Origin of the sequence: Chryseobacterium joostei, from assembly GCF_003815775.1 — a bacterium.
GTDB classification, from domain to species: Bacteria; Bacteroidota; Bacteroidia; order Flavobacteriales; family Weeksellaceae; genus Chryseobacterium; species Chryseobacterium joostei.
The window spans coordinates 3,227,005-3,242,294 of the sequence record NZ_CP033926.1; the positions used below are offsets into that span (position 1 = coordinate 3,227,005).

Consider the following 15,290-nt stretch of genomic DNA (forward strand, 5'->3'; position numbering starts at 1 on the left):
ATTAGCATGCAAAAACAGAGCATCTTCCAAATTGGTTTCTGCACATGTTCCATCCGCATCCATCATCTTCAAATGGATCTTTTATCATTAATCCTCCTCCGACTTTCTTTTGCTCGTCTCTGGTCAATTTTTTTAGTTCTTTTAACTTGGTTTGTTTTTTCATTTTAGTTTGTTTTTTTGATGTTTCCTACTCTTTAAGCTTTTCGGATAACGCTAATTTGTATTTCCCTAAATTAGGATAAATATTGGAATAAACAAAATTATTTTCATTAAAATGTTTATTTTTTAATGGATAACATGGATAAATGGTTGATTTTTGTAATGAATTGTTAATTTTAATTATTGAAATAAACCTAGTATTTGAAAGTCTTTTTCGATCATGACTTCAAATACCATTCAGAAACGAAAAGCTACTATTCAGTAAGAAATAATTTTACATACCTTTAATAAAAGCTAATTTTGAACCAAGAAAATGAATCATGAAACGCAAGGAAATTATAACACTATTTTGGGTATCACTCATAGTCTCTATGTTTTTCTTTTTTGCCTTTACATCAGAGAAAAGTATAGAGAGCTTTGTACTTACCATACTTATTTCCCTGCTCTATACTGTGGCATTGGGAGGTGGAAATGGGTTCCTCAACAGTTTTCTCAATAAAAGATTTCCATGGTCTGAAGAAACAACCAAAAGAGCGGTAATAAGTATTATTTCCATTGTTATAGCTAACATTGTATTGGTTTATTTGTGTAACTATATCAATTTTGTGTTGATTCAGAAAGCAAGTACTACCGAGGAGTTTTTCTCAGGAAAATATAACCTTGCCAATTGGTTTACCATCAATATTGCATTGCTTATTTCAGCATTCCTGCATGCAAAGGGATTTATGGAAGAGCTGAAGAAAACTTCCAGAAAAGAAGTGGTAGAACAGAAGCTTATTGCCAAATCTGCAAACGCACAATTTGAAAGCCTTAAGAACCAATTGGATCCTCATTTCCTTTTTAATTCTTTAAATGTTTTAAGTTCCCTGATTGACGAAAATCCGCAGCAGGCACAAAAGTTTACAGCTTCAATGTCAAAGATTTATCGTTATGTACTTGAACAGAAAGATAAAGAACTGGTAACCGTAGAGGATGAAATAGAATTTGCAAAAACCTATTGTGATCTTTTAAAAACAAGATTTGAAGATAGTGTAGATTTTAACTTTGATGTTAAAAAAGAAGACTACCGGAAATATGTAGTACCATTATCCTTACAGCTTCTGTTGGAAAACTGTATCAAGCATAATTTTGCGACTTCTTCAAAACCTTTGGTTATAAGAATATTTTCAGAGGGAGATATCCTTTGCATTGAGAATAATTTACAGGTAAGAGAACAAATTAAGGAGAGCTCAGGAATTGGATTATCCAATATTGTACAGCGTTATTCACTGCTTACCAAGCGAAATGTTTTTATAGAAAAATCCGAGGATTATTTTAAAGTAAAGCTTCCAATGCTTGCGGATAAACCTAATATTGTCAGCACAAAACCCAATGATGATTATAAAGCTTACAAAAAAGCGCAAAAGAGAGTAAAGGAAATAAGAGGATTCTATAGCAATTTGATCTCTTATTGCATCGTTATTCCCTTTTTGATTTTTATCAATCTTTTTACAGGAAGCCGAAGTCATTGGTTTTGGTTCCCGGTATTTGGTTGGGGAATTGGTTTGGCGTCCCATGCTTTTAAGGTATTTGGGGTAGGAGAATCCTGGCAGGAAAAAAAGATTCGTGAAATTATGGACAAACAAAAAAATAGAAACGATGGAAACATTTGACGAAGATGATATTCAATATCAGAAAGCAAAACGCCAGGTAGAACGGCTAAGAGGGTTTTATAGCCATCTTTTCATCTATATTATCATCAATCTGGTGATCGTTTATTACAATTATACCCACTTAAAACCCGGAGAAAGCTATTTTCAGTTTAAAAACTTTTTTACAGCAACGTTTTGGGGTATTGGGATTTTAGCACATGCTGCAGTAGTTTTCGTTTCCAAAGCCAGTTATCTACAGAAATGGGAAGAGAGAAAGATCCGTGAGCTGATGGAAAAAGAGAAGAAGGAGTAATAGAGCCTTAAATCGACAGAATCATAGATAAGCTTATTGCTAAAAAGCAATCTTTTGTAAAAGTATGCTAGTAAGCCTTTCGGAATTTTACCTTTTTCACACTAAAAAATCACGATATGACTCCCTTACAAATACTGTTCTCTATTTCCATGGCTGTATGGTTCCTTAGTGAATTTCTTTACAAAAACATCTTGAAATCCAATAAAGAAGATAGAAAAGACAAGGATAAATCCACGCTTAATATCCTATGGCTGGCCATTCCGTTTTCTATTGCAGCCGCAATCACAATTTCTAATTTGTCTACACTGCCAATTACCAGGGAAAAATGGATTTTGTATGTAGGAGAAGCACTTATTCTCATCGGTATTATCCTCAGATTTATAATCATCAGGTCTTTAGGTAAATATTTTACTGTGGATGTTACTATCAGACAGGATCATAAGATAAAGAAAGAGGGTTTCTACAAATATCTGAGACATCCATCTTATGCCTTTTCTTTGCTTACTTCACTTGGCCTGGGATTATATTTAAATAACTGGTTGTCATTACTATTTGCTTTTGTTCCTCCGTTTTTAGCTTTTGCCTATAGAATTAAAATTGAAGAGCAAGCTCTATTAGAGCAGTTTGGGCAAGAATATATTGAATACCGAAAAACGACAAAAAAACTAATCCCTTTTATTTATTAAAAACCGTGTCTGGCTCCGTTAATCTGATGTTTTTACCATTCGGGAAGCATAAACTACCATTCGGTAATATAAAATTGATTTGAGGCCCTTTTCCATCATACCTTTGATTCAAGAAAAAAACAAATTAACTCTTAAATCAAAAATAGTATGGAAACTTTTAGCAAAGAAACAACCGCTTATGAAAGAGCCTCAAAAAGAGTAAAAGAATTAAAAGAATTCTATGGAAATCTTACTTCTTTCTGTATCGTAATTCCCTTTCTAGCCTTATTGAATATTATCACAGCACCCGGATATTTATGGTTTTTATGGCCAATGTTAGGCTGGGGAATAGGAATCGCTTTTCATGCAGTCAATATATTTGGAATTGGAAAAAACTGGGAAGAAAAGAAAATTAAGGAGCTGATGGATCAGGAAAGAGGAAAAACAAAAACTTTATAATAACTTTTAAAAACAATATCATGGATTATAATAGAGCACACAACAGGGTTCAACAATTGAAAAAATTCTATAAAAACCTTATGTGGTTTGGAATTATTGCAGCAATCATTATCGGGAATGATCTTATTAAGAACGGGATGCATTATAATATATTGAGCGGACATTTGATATTAACTATCTGGGCAATTTTTCTCACCATAAAAGCATTTTCTCTGTTTGTTTTTGATGACTCGTGGGAAAATGAAATCATGAATAAGGAGCTTAAAAAAGATAAAAAGCCAATAGATCTTTAAAACCTCCTGTTTTTTATCTAATTTTATTTCCAAAATTCTAAAACTAAAACTGTAAACTCAATGATCAAAACGGTTATTATCGAAGACGAAAAACCAGCTTCAAGGAAATTAGAAAGAATGTTAAGTAACTTTCCTGAAATTGAAGTGGTTACTAAAATAGAATCAGTAGAGGAGGGAGTAGCCTGGTTTTCTGAGAACGAACATCCTCAGCTGATCTTTTCTGACATTGTTCTGGGAGACGGATTGTCATTCGATATCTTTGAAAAGGTACCTACCAAAGGGTTTATCATTTATACAACTGCATTTGATCAATACACGTTAAAGGCCTTTAAACTAAATAGTATAGACTATCTTCTGAAACCAATCCTTGAAGAAGATCTTGCAGGCGCTGTAGAAAAATTTAAGTCATTTATTCCGGCAAACGATGTTATTGGTTCGCAGGATATCAAGCAGCTGATCAGGAAAGAAAAATCTACCCTTTCCAGAGTTTTGGTGAAGATTGGGTATAATCTGAAAATTGTTCAGGCACAGGAAATAAGTTGTTTTTTCAGTGAAAATAAGATTGTCTATTTACAAACAGAAGATCGTACCTATCCATCAGATTTTACGCTGGATGAATTGGAGGATCTTTTGGATGAGAAGAAATTCTTCCGTGTCAACAGACAGTTTATCATCAATTCAGACTACATAAAAAATATTCATACATCGCCTTATTACAAAGTAGACCTTGAATTTCAGCCGCAGGAAGAAATTACGGTAAGCAGAGATCGTGTAAAGGATTTCAAAGACTGGCTTGTAAGCTAAACCATCAATACAATAACCTCAAAAAACAATACCATGGACCTTTTACTACTACTTTTTAAGCTTTTTCTCTCTATTTTTTACCCCTGATTATTATCGGGTGTAAAAATCACTGGCAGACTTCATCACTGTATGAAAGGCTTCAGTTACTTCCGTCTTGTGCTTATGAGCCAGAGGGAAAGGAACCATGTGCGAGTAATCAAAAGGGAAATCCTTTATTTCAACATCCACATTGATGTTTCGATAGCCTCCCTGCAGGGTATTTAAAGCCTCCATTGGTGGAGCAACACTATCTTTTTCCAGTACAAAAGCCTTCACTTGAGATTGGATCTCAGAGATTCTTTCCTCTCTTTCCTTTTGAAAATAATTATATCGGAGCATTTTTTTGAACCAGCTTTCCTGGGGATGAAGGGTTTCATCCTGATAATGCTTCAGTCTGTTATCAAACTTAAAATCTGAACTTAATAACTCAGTGAAAACGGACTGCATTTTAATCGTGGCCTGAGAATCCATGATGTATTTTGAGATAGGAAACATCCTGTCAATGGTCATTCCTCCACAAAAACAGAACACCTTGGATTTGGTGAAGAATCCATATGGATCAGCCATTTTAATAATCATGGAAAGAAATGAACCTATAGAATATCCAAACAGGTCCAGACTCGCGTCCGGAGATATGCTTTTGATCTTATTGGCTTTAATCTCCTTTACCACTTCAATAATATCAGAATAGGTCTGTAATCCCGACCAAAAGATTCTTTGCGGATGAGCTTCCAGTCTTGAGCTTATCGCAGCATTTACATAGGAAAAATGAGTGTTTTCCGGATACTTTTCCTTTCTGAACTTTACAATTTCCATCATGTGATGACGATCACTCCAAATGGCTTCCGCGCGGTCCATATGAAAGGCTATGGGAAACAGAATAACAGCCTTATGCGTTTTTTGAGCCAGTTCATAAGCCCAGGGAAGATATTTATCCCATTTTTTTTCATTCAGGCCATGAAAGAAAATAATGTATCCATTCGCAGTTTCTACATCGGCTCTTTTGAGAATATAATATTCAAATTTTTTATTACATTCTATATCAAAATCCTTAATGTCTATGGAGGGTTGATGATACATTAAATAATCGCTTTCATTGATTTTAAGCGATTGATGGTGCTTTGGGCAGGCCAGATTTTCAGAGCCGTGAAGTAAATCCGATACCTTAGATTCAAAGGGGATAGATTCAATGGTTATATTTAAATCCTTGATCTCCACAATCTCTTTTTTGGAATCAAAATGATCTTTCAAAACTTCATATAATTCATAATATTCCATAACAAGATAATTGGGGGTTCATCATTAAAACAATTAAGGTAGGTAATTATTATGGTAAAGTGCTGATTTTAAAAGCTTAAAAGTATTCTAGACATAGGAGAAATAAAAAGAAACCCGAAACAGAATTGTTTCGGGGTAGATATGGTGAATAGATATTGATGTTTATTTCTTGTCTTTTTGCTCAGTTTTGGTGCCGTATTTTTTTACCAGTACCGAGGTAAGTGCTACCAAAGCAATACATAAGAGAAGGTTTGATTTCTCAGGATGATAAATCTCCTGGTAAATATTATAGCCTAAAAGGATAGATACAATAATGATCAGAACATTGTTGGCTTCTGCATACTGGTTGTCTGGGGTTGAAGTTTTCATAATGATGTTTTATTTATTCAGTAAGTATGGCGATTTAAAATACGTTACAGATAAATTTCAAAAAACTTTATCTCTTCTTTCAAAAGATACATTCAGTAATACAAAATCAAAATGATAATGAGCTTACATCTGAAGAATTATACTCGCAACTATCTGTAATCAATTCTGTTAGATTCAGTGTCTTCAAGTTGTTTGATAATAGATTCCGGGATCTCATCACTATCGATGGGAAGGCTGATGGAGTCGGAAATAAAGTTTTTTCTGTCTGCTTTCTGAAAGATTTCAAATAAGGCAATAGGTTCCTGATTAAAACTGATACAAGTACTGATGAAGTGAAGCTCATGAAGCTTATAATCCGGATTCTTAAGTTTTTCTTTGATATCTTTTATTCTCGAGATAAAATGCCTCTGTCTGATAAATGTATTGCTATTCATGATAATAAAGACATAATCGGAATAGGCTGTTACTTTTCCAAAATATTTATGATGGTCACCACCGCTTCTTTCAATAAAATACTCTCCTGTAGTTTCAGACTTATAGATTTCCATGGCAGAGCGCCACATCCTGTTCTCTTTAGCCTGTGTAGGGTTCTCAGGAAGATTTCTGTTGTAGGAATACCAACAACCTACTAAGCGATCCAATAACGTGGTATTCAGCTTCACATTATTCATATCAATCTTAAGATCATTAAAATTGAATGCTTCGGTATTGGAATTAATAAAATCAATGTAATTCGAGTACCCCAAAACCCTGACAATCAGACTTAATTTTGCCAGATTTGGCCTGCTTAAGACTGCATTTTCATTTTGGTGGAACTTTTTTAATTTATTGATAATCAGGTGTTCATAAAGGTAATTTGAACCCAGAAGATCCGGATTCTTTTTTATCCCTTTCTCAGCATGATCATTGGCAATAAGATCATTAAGCTCTGCACAGATGTAGGACCATTCTGTTTTGGTAACGTCTTCCCAATGGTTTTTCTTTAAAAATTGACGGCCTAAGAAGTTCATCAATTTCTCAAGGTGTAGAATATCTTCTTTTTTCATCTGTTATTATATTTTTACAAGACTAATTTAAGATTTTTATCAGACTAAAGAATACTATAGAAAGACTTTTATATTGTAAAATCCATTGATATTTGAGTAGAAAAACAAAAGTTAGAACAATGGAAACAAGAATGTTATTAAAAGATGAGTCCCTTTGGAACAGAATTCAGGGATTTTCACTGGACGCTCCGGATGCTGATTTTCCTTTTTCGAGAAAACTGGCAAAAGAAGAAAACTGGAGCCTTGATTTTGCCCGAAAAGCCATAGAAGAATATAAAAGATTTGTTTATCTCTGCTGTGTTCTTCCCAATGGTGCTTCACCAAGCAAAATAGTAGATAAGGTATGGCATATGCATCTGATCTATACCCAAAACTATTGGGAGGAATTTTGCCCGAATATTCTAAAAAAACCTTTGCATCACCATCCATCGAAGGGAGGATTTAATGAAAACACTAAGCATCAGCATTGGTTTACAAGTACCTTAAAAAGTTACAAAGAGATTTTTCTCACAGAAGCACCTAAGGAAATCTGGCACGAACAGGAAGGGGTTTATGGTAAGGATAACTGGTGGAGAAGAATACGGCTAATTCCATTTTTTGGACTTCTTTTAATGTTATCGTCCTGTATTGGTGAGATTATAAGTACAATAACATCTATAGTTTTTACCTTGCTGGGAATTTTTGCTTTTGGAATTGTTATTTCTCTACTCCAGAATACAAGTGGTAAAAAGAATAAAGATTCCGGATCAAGTTGTGGAGGAAGCAGTGACAGTGGAGGAGGTTGTAGCGGAGGAAGCAGTTGTGGCGGTGGGGGAAGCTGCGGAGGTGGATGTGGAGGTTGTGGAGGTGGCTGTGGTGGATAAAAATGAATACCTATGAAAAAGATAATCATTCACTCAGTTTCAGTAGTGATAAGTTTTATATGGCTTATCAAAACATGCCAGACTCTTAATCCGTTTACGCTGAAAGGGGCCGGATTTCTGAAGTTTTATTTACTCCTTTTACTTGGGTTTTATTTTTCAATTTTTATTTTGAAATTATTAAAGGAAACCATTTCGAAAACCACTCTTTATTTTATGTTGCTCATCTTCGTGTGGGGAGTCATAAAATTAATAAGGGGAATACTATTAGGAAAACCTGTTGGGTTTTTGGTAATGATTTTAATTGTGGAATGTGTTGTAATGCTATTATTTATGTTATTCCATGTAAAGAATAAAATTAAGAATTAGCATCAAAAACAAACCCGAAACAAAAACTGCTTCGGGCTTTATATAAATTGTTGAAATTAATTATTTTCCTGATTATCCTTTACTTTTTTATGTCCATATTTTCGAACCATAATAGAGGTTAGTACTACTAAAATAAGGCTTATTCCAATGTTTGAATTATCGGGATGAACAATTGCCTGATAAAGATTATAGCCAAAAACAGCGGATACTAAAGCGATCAGGATATTGTTGGCATAAGCATATTGGTTTGTTGAAGTTTTCATAATGATATTTTTTATTGTTATTTATCCAGTAAGTATGACAATTCAACATACGTTACAAAAAAAATCAAAAATATCTTTAATTAAAAACAAACTTCAAAATAGGCTCTACGAAATCACTCCGCTTCCGATCAGTTCATCATCAATATACCATGATGCAAACTGTCCCTCAGCAATGGCTGACTGTGGCTCTTCAAATTCAACGTAAAAACCATCTTCAAACTGATAGAGAGTGGCTTTCTGTAAAGACTGTCTGTATCTGAATCTTGCCAATACCTCCATAGACTCACCATTGTTCAGTTTCATGTCTTCACGAACCCAGTGCAATTCAGAATTGTCAATTTTTAAAGCTTTTTTATAAAGACCAGGGAATTGATTTCCTTCTCCTACAAAAATAATATTGTTTTCCATGTCTCTGGATACGATAAAGCAGCTTTCTTTATGTCCGCCAATACCAAGTCCTCTACTTTGTCCGATGGTGAAAAACTGAGCACCTTGATGCTTTCCGATTACCTTTCCGTCGGTCTTTTTATAGTTGATTTTTCTTGAAAGAAATTCAAGTTCCTCTTTCTTTGAAGAGAATTCAGGTTTTTCTTCTGCAAATAATGGTGAATCTTTGAAAATCTCAACAATTTCACCTTCATTCGGCTTAAGCTGTTGTTGTAAGAACTGTGGAAGGCTTACTTTTCCAATGAAGCACAATCCCTGAGAATCCTTTTTATCTGCCGTTACCAGGCCTATTTCTTTCGCAATCTCTCTTACCTGGGGCTTTGTAAGCTCTCCAATCGGGAATAGGGCTTTAGATAGCTGATCCTGGCTTAGCTGGCAAAGAAAATAAGATTGATCCTTATTGTTATCTTTTCCGGCTAAAAGATGAAAGATTTCCTTTCCGTTTTCATCAATAGTGGAGTCTACTCTTGCATAATGTCCCGTAGCCACTTTATCAGCACCTAAAGACATTGCTGTTTTCATAAAGACATCGAATTTTACTTCTCTGTTACACAAAACATCAGGGTTGGGAGTTCTTCCTTTTTGATACTCATCGAACATGTAATCTACAATACGTTCTTTGTAAAGGTCACTCATATCTATAACCTGGAAAGGAATACCCAACTTCTGGGCAACCATCAGGGCATCATTACTGTCCTCAATCCAAGGACACTCATCTTCTAATGTTACGGAAGCATCATTCCAGTTTCTCATAAACAGGGCAACTACTTCATGACCTTGTTGTTGTAACAAATATGCTGTAACACTTGAATCTACACCTCCGGAGAGGCCTACTACTACTTTCATTTTATTTCAATTTTACGAAACTCTTAACGGGAGTTCTTAGTTTGACCCGGCAAAAATACAACTAAAAAAATTCGTAAAAAAACCATAATTTTAAACATTGATAAAAACGATAGTAGTATAAAAGATACTGTTAATGAAGTTTTCAATGGAGAGATGAGGGTGAAAATGATGATGATTTATAAATATCCTTAAACAAAATAAAATATTTACATATGAAAAAGTTTATTATTTCAATGGTGCTGATGATCTCAGGATCAGTTTTTTCCCAGGTTTCTATAGGCGCTCCGGTGCAAGAAAACAGCAAATGGACTTTTGGAGGAGGAATAGGTTTGGGGTTTGGAAGTAATAGTTCGTTTTATCTGCAGGCTTCTCCAAGATTAGGATACCGCCTTACCGAAGATCTTGAAGCGGGAGCCGTGGGAAGTGTTTCATGGCAGACTTCAGACTATTATAGATCCACGATGTTTGGAATAGGACCTTTTGTTAATTATTATATTGCACGCTCGTTTTATTTAAGTGCAAACTTCCAGCATTATTTCATCAATTATAATGATAAGTATTACGATTACAAGTACAACAGAGAAGAAAATGCATTATACCTTGGTGGAGGTTACATGCAGAGAATAGGGAATAACTCCTTTATGCAGATAGGATTAATGTATAATGTGCTTTGGAAAGAAAATTCAAGTGTATTTTCAAATGGCTTGGTTCCCAATATAGGTTTTGTTGTAGGGCTTTAATCATTAATCTACGGAAAAACCTTGCAGCTTAAATATAATCTCGCAGATTTTCCCAGATTATGAAGATACCTATTTAGAATACCATTAAAAATAAAAAGCACCGGAAACTTTCCGGTGCTTTTCTATTGAAATTAAATTGTTTATTTATTAAGGTTGAGATGACTTCTCAGCTGCGGATGATTTCTTTGGCTTTGAAGTTTTTCCCACCAATCCGTCTTTTGCTTCATTAAGCTCAAGAACTACGGTTTCTCCTTCGTTCAATTGTTTGTTTACCAGCATTTCTGCCAATAAATCTTCAATGTATTTCTGGATGGCTCTCTTCAGAGGTCTTGCACCAAAATCTTTATCCCATCCTTTTTCAGAAATAAAGTCTTTTGCTTCTTCAGTTAATTCTACTTTATAACCTAGTTTTTCAAGTCTGCTGTAAAGTTTGTTCAGTTCAATATCAATGATTTTCTTGATATCATCCTGTACAAGAGAGTTGAAGATCACAATATCATCAATTCTGTTTAAGAATTCCGGAGCAAATGCTTTTTTAAGGGCATTTTCAATAGTGCTTCTTGCTCTTGAGTCTGACGTTGTCTTTTTAGCTGAAGTTCCGAATCCTACACCATCTCCGAAATCTTTAAGATCTCTTGTTCCAATGTTGGAAGTAAGAATGATAATTGTATTTCTAAAGTCTATTTTTCTACCTAAGCTATCTGTAACGTGCCCTTCATCAAGGATTTGTAACAGGATATTAAATACATCCGGGTGGGCTTTTTCAATCTCATCCAAAAGAACCACGGCATAAGGCTTTCTTCTTACAGCTTCGGTTAACTGACCACCTTCTTCGTATCCAACATATCCTGGAGGCGCTCCAACCAATCTTGAAACTGCAAATTTCTCCATGTATTCACTCATGTCGATTCGGATCAGAGATTCATCAGATTCAAAAAGTTCTCTCGCCATTACTTTTGCAAGCTCGGTTTTACCTACCCCTGTTGTTCCAAGGAAGATAAATGTACCGATTGGGCGGTTAGGATCCTTAAGTCCGGCTCTGTTTCTTTGAATAGCCTTAACCACTTTTTTCACAGCATCTTCCTGACCGATAACCTTTCCGTTCAGTTTTTCATCCATCTGAGCTAATTTATCAAGCTCGTTTTTGCCAACTTTCGTTACAGGCACTCCGCTCATCATAGAAACCACTTCTGCTACACTTTCTTCACTTACGGTTTCTTTTTTCTCCTTAACATCTTTATCCCATTTTTCCTGAGCAGCATTTAGTTCCATCTGAAGACGTTCTTCCTCATCCTTCAGCTTTCTTGCTTCAAGATAATCCTGAGCTTTTACCGCTTTTTGCTTCAATTCCTTGATATCTTCAATTTTCTTTTCAAAATCAATGATCTCAGTAGGAACTTTCATGTTTTTAATATAAACTCTGGAACCTGCTTCGTCCATGGCATCAATAGCCTTATCCGGTAGGAAACGGTCTGTAATATATCTTGATGTCAAATTGACACACGCATTAATTGCCTCAGGAGTATAAATTACATTGTGGTGTTCTTCATACTTATCCTTAATTTGGTTCAAAATCTGAATGGTCTCCTCAATAGAAGTAGGTTCCACCATTACTTTCTGGAATCTTCTTTCTAAAGCTCCGTCTTTTTCAATGTACTGGCGATATTCATCCAGAGTTGTAGCCCCGATGCATTGAATTTCACCTCTTGCCAAGGCTGGTTTGAACATGTTGGATGCATCCAGACTTCCTGTAGAACTTCCTGCACCTACAATGGTGTGAAGCTCATCAATGAATAAGATGACATCTCTGTTTTTCTCCAACTCAGTCATGATGGCCTTCATTCTTTCCTCAAACTGACCACGGTATTTAGTTCCTGCTACTAAACTAGCAAGGTCTAATGTGATAACACGCTTTCCGTAAAGAACTCTTGAAACTTTCTTCTGTTGGATTCTCAATGCTAATCCTTCTGCAATCGCAGATTTACCAACTCCCGGCTCCCCGATAAGAAGCGGATTGTTCTTTTTTCTACGTGATAGGATCTGAGAAACTCTCTCAATTTCTTTTTCACGACCAATTACAGGGTCCAATTTTCCATCTCTAGCCAGGGAAGTTAAGTCTCTACCAAAGTTATCCAAAGTTGGAGTTTTGCTTTTTGCAGAGCCTAGATTTCCTGTAGGCTTTCTCATTTGCTCAAAATCTTCTCTTTCATCATCATCATCATAAGCACTCATTTGTGGTGATTGCCCGGAATTTTTAAGCATAGTTTGGTACTCTTTTGAAACACCCTCATAGTCGATGTCATAAGCTCCCAAAATATTTGAAGTAGGGTCCTCATATTTATAAAGAATACCTAAAAGCAGGTGAACGGTATTAATTTCATTGCTTTTGTACTGGCGGCATTCTAGCTCTGCACGTTTAATAGCATGATCTGCCATTTTGGTGAAAGAAATATTGGTAACCTCCTCAGAAATAGGATTAAGACTTGCTGTATTTAGAGTTTCAATTTTTCTTCTGATTTGTGTTAAATCCGCATTAAGGTTTTGAAGGATTTCTTTTGCAGAGTTTTCCGTTTTTATAATACCTAAAAGTAGATGTTCTGTATTGAGAAATTCACTTTTCAGCCTTTTAGCTTCGCTTTTGCTTTGTTTGAACACTTGGCTCAAACCTTGTGAAAACTTATAATCCATAATATATCTCATTAGAATAAAGGCAACATTACCATTTATTCATTATCTAAATTACAAATATTTTACCAAAAATCAATTAATGACTTTATGGCAGAAAAAATTTTATTATCTTATTGAAAATGATTAAGTTTGTTATTCTTAAAATTTCCCCATGAATCCTGAATTAACTACTTACATCGGATACTCAGCCTCAGTTTTTATCGTACTGAGTTTCATATTGAAAGATGTAAGAAAAATCAGAATTGTTAATATGATCGGCTGTATTTGCTTTGTCATTTATGGTTTCTTTAGCGGACCTTTATGGCCGGTTATCATTCCAAACGGACTTATTTGCTTTATTCAGGTGTATCATTTACTGCTTGGAAAGAAGGAGTAATGAAGAAAAAAATAATAACATCTGCTTTCAGTAATTTGTATACAGACCAGCGTATTGAAAAGGTTTGTCAGACTTTGCATGAAAATGGATATACTATTGAACTAATTGGAAATGACTGGAAAGGAGCTGAAAAAATGCAGCGTCCTTATTCTTTTTCAAGGATCCACATCATTTCAAAAAGCTTAAAAACAGCCTATTTTGAATTTAACTGGAAATTATATCATGAATTAAAAAGAAAGGCAGACAAGAATACTATTCTTCATGCCAATGATATCGATGCTCTGTTACCAAATTATCTTATTGCTAAAAAGCTGAATATTCCTCTTGTTTTTGACAGTCATGAAATTTTTTCAGAAATGCCTGCAGTTCAGGGCAAAATGTCACAAAAATTATGGCGGTATGTCGAAAGAACAGTCATTCCAAAACTTACATGGATGATTACTGCGAGTGGAAGCTATGCAAAATGGTTTCAAAAAACATATGGAATTCATGCGGTTGTGGTTCAAAACGCACCAAGAAAAATGAATTTTGACTTCGAAATTCCTGAAAATAATCCTAAAATACTTTTATACCAGGGAGCTATCAATCCTTTTAGAGGTATTGATAAAGTGATTATGGCAATGCATCATTTAAATAATGTAGTGCTAAAAATAGCAGGAGACGGCCCAAGAAAAGAAGAGTATGAAAATTTAGTGATTCAAGAAAAACTTCAGGATAAAGTTCAGTTTTTGGGAAAATTAATGCCCGAGGATTTGAGAAAGGTTACAATAACTGCTGATTGTGGGATGAGCATTGAGGAAAACGGAGGAGACAGCTATCTCTATTCATTACCAAATAAGGTTTTAGATTGTATTCAGGCACGCGTTCCTTTGATCCTGTCAAATATTCCTGAATTGCAAAATATTAAAAATCAGTTTGATGTAGGGGAAATAATCCCTGATCATCGGCCAAAAAATATTGCCGCTGCGGTTGAAAAAGTCTTAAATAAAGGACGAAAGAACTATCTGGAAGAACTTGAAAAAGCTTCAAAAGCTCTTTGCTGGGATAATGAGGAAATAAAATTACTGGAAGTTTTTAATAAAGCGTCCCAATAAAATAAATTCAATCAGGAGGTCCTGGTTATGGTACATAGATGATTTTTTTATATTCTATAGACTAATCTTTTATCTTAAAATCTTAAAAGTCTAAAATTAATTATCTTTGCACAAAGAAATTTGTGAAAAATGACCATTAAAGAAAAACAGCAGGAAATAATCGACGAATTTGCGTTTCTTGACGACTGGGAGCAGAAATATGAATATATTATTGATCTTGGAAAGGAATTAAAAGGGCTTTCGGAGGAGAAGAAAATAGATGAAAACCTGATTAAAGGCTGCCAAAGTAAAGTATGGATTGATGCTGAATTTAAAGAAGGAAAGCTTTTCTTTAATGCAGATTCTGATGGAATTTTGCCAAAAGGCATTGTTTCACTTTTAGTGAGCATTTATAGTGGGCATTCTACTCAGGAGATCTTGGATTCTGATTTTGAATTTATTTCAGAGATCGGATTACAGGAATTTCTTTCGCCATCCAGAGCAAATGGGCTGATGGCAATGACAAAACAAATTAAATTTTATGCAGTTGCCTACCAACTGAAATCATAACC

At 34.8% G+C, this 15,290-nt stretch carries 18 protein-coding genes; 11 read left to right on the plus strand and 7 right to left on the minus strand.

Going from position 1 to position 15,290, the window contains the following annotated elements; all coding sequences use genetic code 11:
- Position 1: 1 nt before the first annotated feature.
- Positions 2–163: a hypothetical protein gene (locus tag EG359_RS22470; RefSeq protein ID WP_164463069.1), complete on the minus strand. Its 162-nt coding sequence runs from the start codon at positions 161–163 to the stop codon at positions 2–4.
- Between the two features lie 316 nt (positions 164–479).
- On the opposite strand from EG359_RS22470, the gene EG359_RS14655 reads away from it, so the two are divergent.
- From EG359_RS14655 to EG359_RS14680, 6 genes are all read left to right on the plus strand, one after another.
- Entirely contained in the window at positions 480–1,811 is a 1,332-nt protein-coding gene (locus EG359_RS14655) for a 2TM domain-containing protein (RefSeq protein WP_076352903.1), read from the plus strand.
- Positions 1,798–2,103, plus strand: a complete 306-nt coding sequence (locus EG359_RS14660) for a 2TM domain-containing protein (protein WP_076352904.1) — start codon at positions 1,798–1,800, stop codon at positions 2,101–2,103. The genes EG359_RS14655 and EG359_RS14660 overlap by 14 nt, the downstream gene beginning before the upstream one ends.
- 116 nt (positions 2,104–2,219) lie before the next feature.
- On the plus strand, positions 2,220–2,789 hold the full coding sequence (locus EG359_RS14665) for a methyltransferase family protein (RefSeq protein WP_076352905.1): 570 nt from the start codon (positions 2,220–2,222) through the stop codon (positions 2,787–2,789).
- Between the two features lie 147 nt (positions 2,790–2,936).
- A complete protein-coding gene (locus tag EG359_RS14670) occupies positions 2,937–3,227 on the plus strand; it encodes a 2TM domain-containing protein (RefSeq protein ID WP_076352906.1) in 291 nt (96 codons plus the stop codon).
- 20 nt (positions 3,228–3,247) lie between these two features.
- Positions 3,248–3,520, plus strand: a complete 273-nt coding sequence (locus EG359_RS14675; protein ID WP_076352907.1) for a 2TM domain-containing protein — start codon at positions 3,248–3,250, stop codon at positions 3,518–3,520.
- Positions 3,521–3,580: 60 nt separating this feature from the next.
- Entirely contained in the window at positions 3,581–4,324 is a 744-nt protein-coding gene (locus tag EG359_RS14680; RefSeq protein WP_084180352.1) for a LytR/AlgR family response regulator transcription factor, read from the plus strand.
- Positions 4,325–4,414: 90 nt separating this feature from the next.
- Here EG359_RS14680 and EG359_RS14685 read toward each other — a convergent pair whose 3' ends face one another.
- The 3 genes from EG359_RS14685 to EG359_RS14695 all read right to left on the minus strand — a co-directional run bounded on the left by EG359_RS14685 (position 4,415) and on the right by EG359_RS14695 (position 7,056).
- Positions 4,415–5,641, minus strand: a complete 1,227-nt coding sequence (locus tag EG359_RS14685) for a DUF6051 family protein (protein ID WP_076352908.1) — start codon at positions 5,639–5,641, stop codon at positions 4,415–4,417.
- A 162-nt stretch (positions 5,642–5,803) separates the two neighbouring features.
- Positions 5,804–6,010 carry a hypothetical protein gene (locus tag EG359_RS14690; protein WP_076352909.1) on the minus strand — a complete coding sequence of 69 codons (207 nt, stop codon included), beginning with the start codon at positions 6,008–6,010 and terminating at the stop codon, positions 5,804–5,806.
- Between the two features lie 149 nt (positions 6,011–6,159).
- On the minus strand, positions 6,160–7,056 hold the full coding sequence (locus tag EG359_RS14695; protein WP_076352910.1) for a hypothetical protein: 897 nt from the start codon (positions 7,054–7,056) through the stop codon (positions 6,160–6,162).
- A gap of 119 nt (positions 7,057–7,175) precedes the next feature.
- Between EG359_RS14695 and EG359_RS22650 the strand changes: the two genes are divergently transcribed.
- Complete coding sequence (locus EG359_RS22650; RefSeq protein WP_076352911.1) at positions 7,176–7,919, plus strand: glycine-rich domain-containing protein; 744 nt, start codon at positions 7,176–7,178, stop codon at positions 7,917–7,919.
- A gap of 422 nt (positions 7,920–8,341) precedes the next feature.
- On the opposite strand, the gene EG359_RS14710 is transcribed toward EG359_RS22650, so the two are convergent.
- Both EG359_RS14710 and mnmA read right to left on the minus strand, forming a co-directional pair.
- Positions 8,342–8,548 carry a hypothetical protein gene (locus EG359_RS14710; protein WP_076352913.1) on the minus strand — a complete coding sequence of 69 codons (207 nt, stop codon included), beginning with the start codon at positions 8,546–8,548 and terminating at the stop codon, positions 8,342–8,344.
- 105 nt (positions 8,549–8,653) lie between these two features.
- Positions 8,654–9,841 (minus strand): tRNA 2-thiouridine(34) synthase MnmA, encoded by a 1,188-nt coding sequence (gene mnmA / locus EG359_RS14715; RefSeq protein WP_076352914.1) that lies wholly within the window; start codon positions 9,839–9,841, stop codon positions 8,654–8,656.
- 212 nt (positions 9,842–10,053) lie between these two features.
- Here mnmA and EG359_RS14720 point away from each other — a divergent pair, with 212 nt between their 5' ends.
- Positions 10,054–10,581 (plus strand): hypothetical protein, encoded by a 528-nt coding sequence (locus EG359_RS14720; RefSeq protein ID WP_076352915.1) that lies wholly within the window; start codon positions 10,054–10,056, stop codon positions 10,579–10,581.
- A gap of 147 nt (positions 10,582–10,728) precedes the next feature.
- On the opposite strand, the gene EG359_RS14725 is transcribed toward EG359_RS14720, so the two are convergent.
- On the minus strand, positions 10,729–13,269 hold the full coding sequence (locus tag EG359_RS14725) for an ATP-dependent Clp protease ATP-binding subunit (RefSeq protein ID WP_076353397.1): 2,541 nt from the start codon (positions 13,267–13,269) through the stop codon (positions 10,729–10,731).
- Positions 13,270–13,420: 151 nt separating this feature from the next.
- Between EG359_RS14725 and EG359_RS14730 the strand changes: the two genes are divergently transcribed.
- The 3 genes from EG359_RS14730 to EG359_RS14740 all read left to right on the plus strand — a co-directional run bounded on the left by EG359_RS14730 (position 13,421) and on the right by EG359_RS14740 (position 15,288).
- A complete protein-coding gene (locus EG359_RS14730; protein WP_076352916.1) occupies positions 13,421–13,645 on the plus strand; it encodes a uroporphyrinogen decarboxylase in 225 nt (74 codons plus the stop codon).
- Positions 13,645–14,739: a glycosyltransferase family 4 protein gene (locus EG359_RS14735; RefSeq protein WP_076352917.1), complete on the plus strand. Its 1,095-nt coding sequence runs from the start codon at positions 13,645–13,647 to the stop codon at positions 14,737–14,739. The genes EG359_RS14730 and EG359_RS14735 overlap by 1 nt, the downstream gene beginning before the upstream one ends.
- A gap of 129 nt (positions 14,740–14,868) precedes the next feature.
- Complete coding sequence (locus EG359_RS14740; protein WP_076352918.1) at positions 14,869–15,288, plus strand: SufE family protein; 420 nt, start codon at positions 14,869–14,871, stop codon at positions 15,286–15,288.
- Positions 15,289–15,290: the final 2 nt, after the last annotated feature.

Excerpts from the sequence above, each read along its gene's own strand:
- EG359_RS22470 (WP_164463069.1), bottom strand. The coding sequence starts at position 163 with ATGAAAAAACAAACCAAGTTAAAAGAACTAAAAAAATTGACCAGAGAC.
- EG359_RS14655 (WP_076352903.1), top strand. The coding sequence starts at position 480 with ATGAAACGCAAGGAAATTATAACACTATTTTGGGTATCACTCATAGTC.
- EG359_RS14660 (WP_076352904.1), top strand. The coding sequence starts at position 1,798 with ATGGAAACATTTGACGAAGATGATATTCAATATCAGAAAGCAAAACGC.
- EG359_RS14665 (WP_076352905.1), top strand. The coding sequence starts at position 2,220 with ATGACTCCCTTACAAATACTGTTCTCTATTTCCATGGCTGTATGGTTC.
- EG359_RS14670 (WP_076352906.1), top strand. The coding sequence starts at position 2,937 with ATGGAAACTTTTAGCAAAGAAACAACCGCTTATGAAAGAGCCTCAAAA.
- EG359_RS14675 (WP_076352907.1), top strand. The coding sequence starts at position 3,248 with ATGGATTATAATAGAGCACACAACAGGGTTCAACAATTGAAAAAATTC.
- EG359_RS14680 (WP_084180352.1), top strand. The coding sequence starts at position 3,581 with ATGATCAAAACGGTTATTATCGAAGACGAAAAACCAGCTTCAAGGAAA.
- EG359_RS14685 (WP_076352908.1), bottom strand. The coding sequence starts at position 5,641 with ATGGAATATTATGAATTATATGAAGTTTTGAAAGATCATTTTGATTCC.
- EG359_RS14690 (WP_076352909.1), bottom strand. The coding sequence starts at position 6,010 with ATGAAAACTTCAACCCCAGACAACCAGTATGCAGAAGCCAACAATGTT.
- EG359_RS14695 (WP_076352910.1), bottom strand. The coding sequence starts at position 7,056 with ATGAAAAAAGAAGATATTCTACACCTTGAGAAATTGATGAACTTCTTA.
- EG359_RS22650 (WP_076352911.1), top strand. The coding sequence starts at position 7,176 with ATGGAAACAAGAATGTTATTAAAAGATGAGTCCCTTTGGAACAGAATT.
- EG359_RS14710 (WP_076352913.1), bottom strand. The coding sequence starts at position 8,548 with ATGAAAACTTCAACAAACCAATATGCTTATGCCAACAATATCCTGATC.
- mnmA (WP_076352914.1), bottom strand. The coding sequence starts at position 9,841 with ATGAAAGTAGTAGTAGGCCTCTCCGGAGGTGTAGATTCAAGTGTTACA.
- EG359_RS14720 (WP_076352915.1), top strand. The coding sequence starts at position 10,054 with ATGAAAAAGTTTATTATTTCAATGGTGCTGATGATCTCAGGATCAGTT.
- EG359_RS14725 (WP_076353397.1), bottom strand. The coding sequence starts at position 13,269 with ATGGATTATAAGTTTTCACAAGGTTTGAGCCAAGTGTTCAAACAAAGC.
- EG359_RS14730 (WP_076352916.1), top strand. The coding sequence starts at position 13,421 with ATGAATCCTGAATTAACTACTTACATCGGATACTCAGCCTCAGTTTTT.
- EG359_RS14735 (WP_076352917.1), top strand. The coding sequence starts at position 13,645 with ATGAAGAAAAAAATAATAACATCTGCTTTCAGTAATTTGTATACAGAC.
- EG359_RS14740 (WP_076352918.1), top strand. The coding sequence starts at position 14,869 with ATGACCATTAAAGAAAAACAGCAGGAAATAATCGACGAATTTGCGTTT.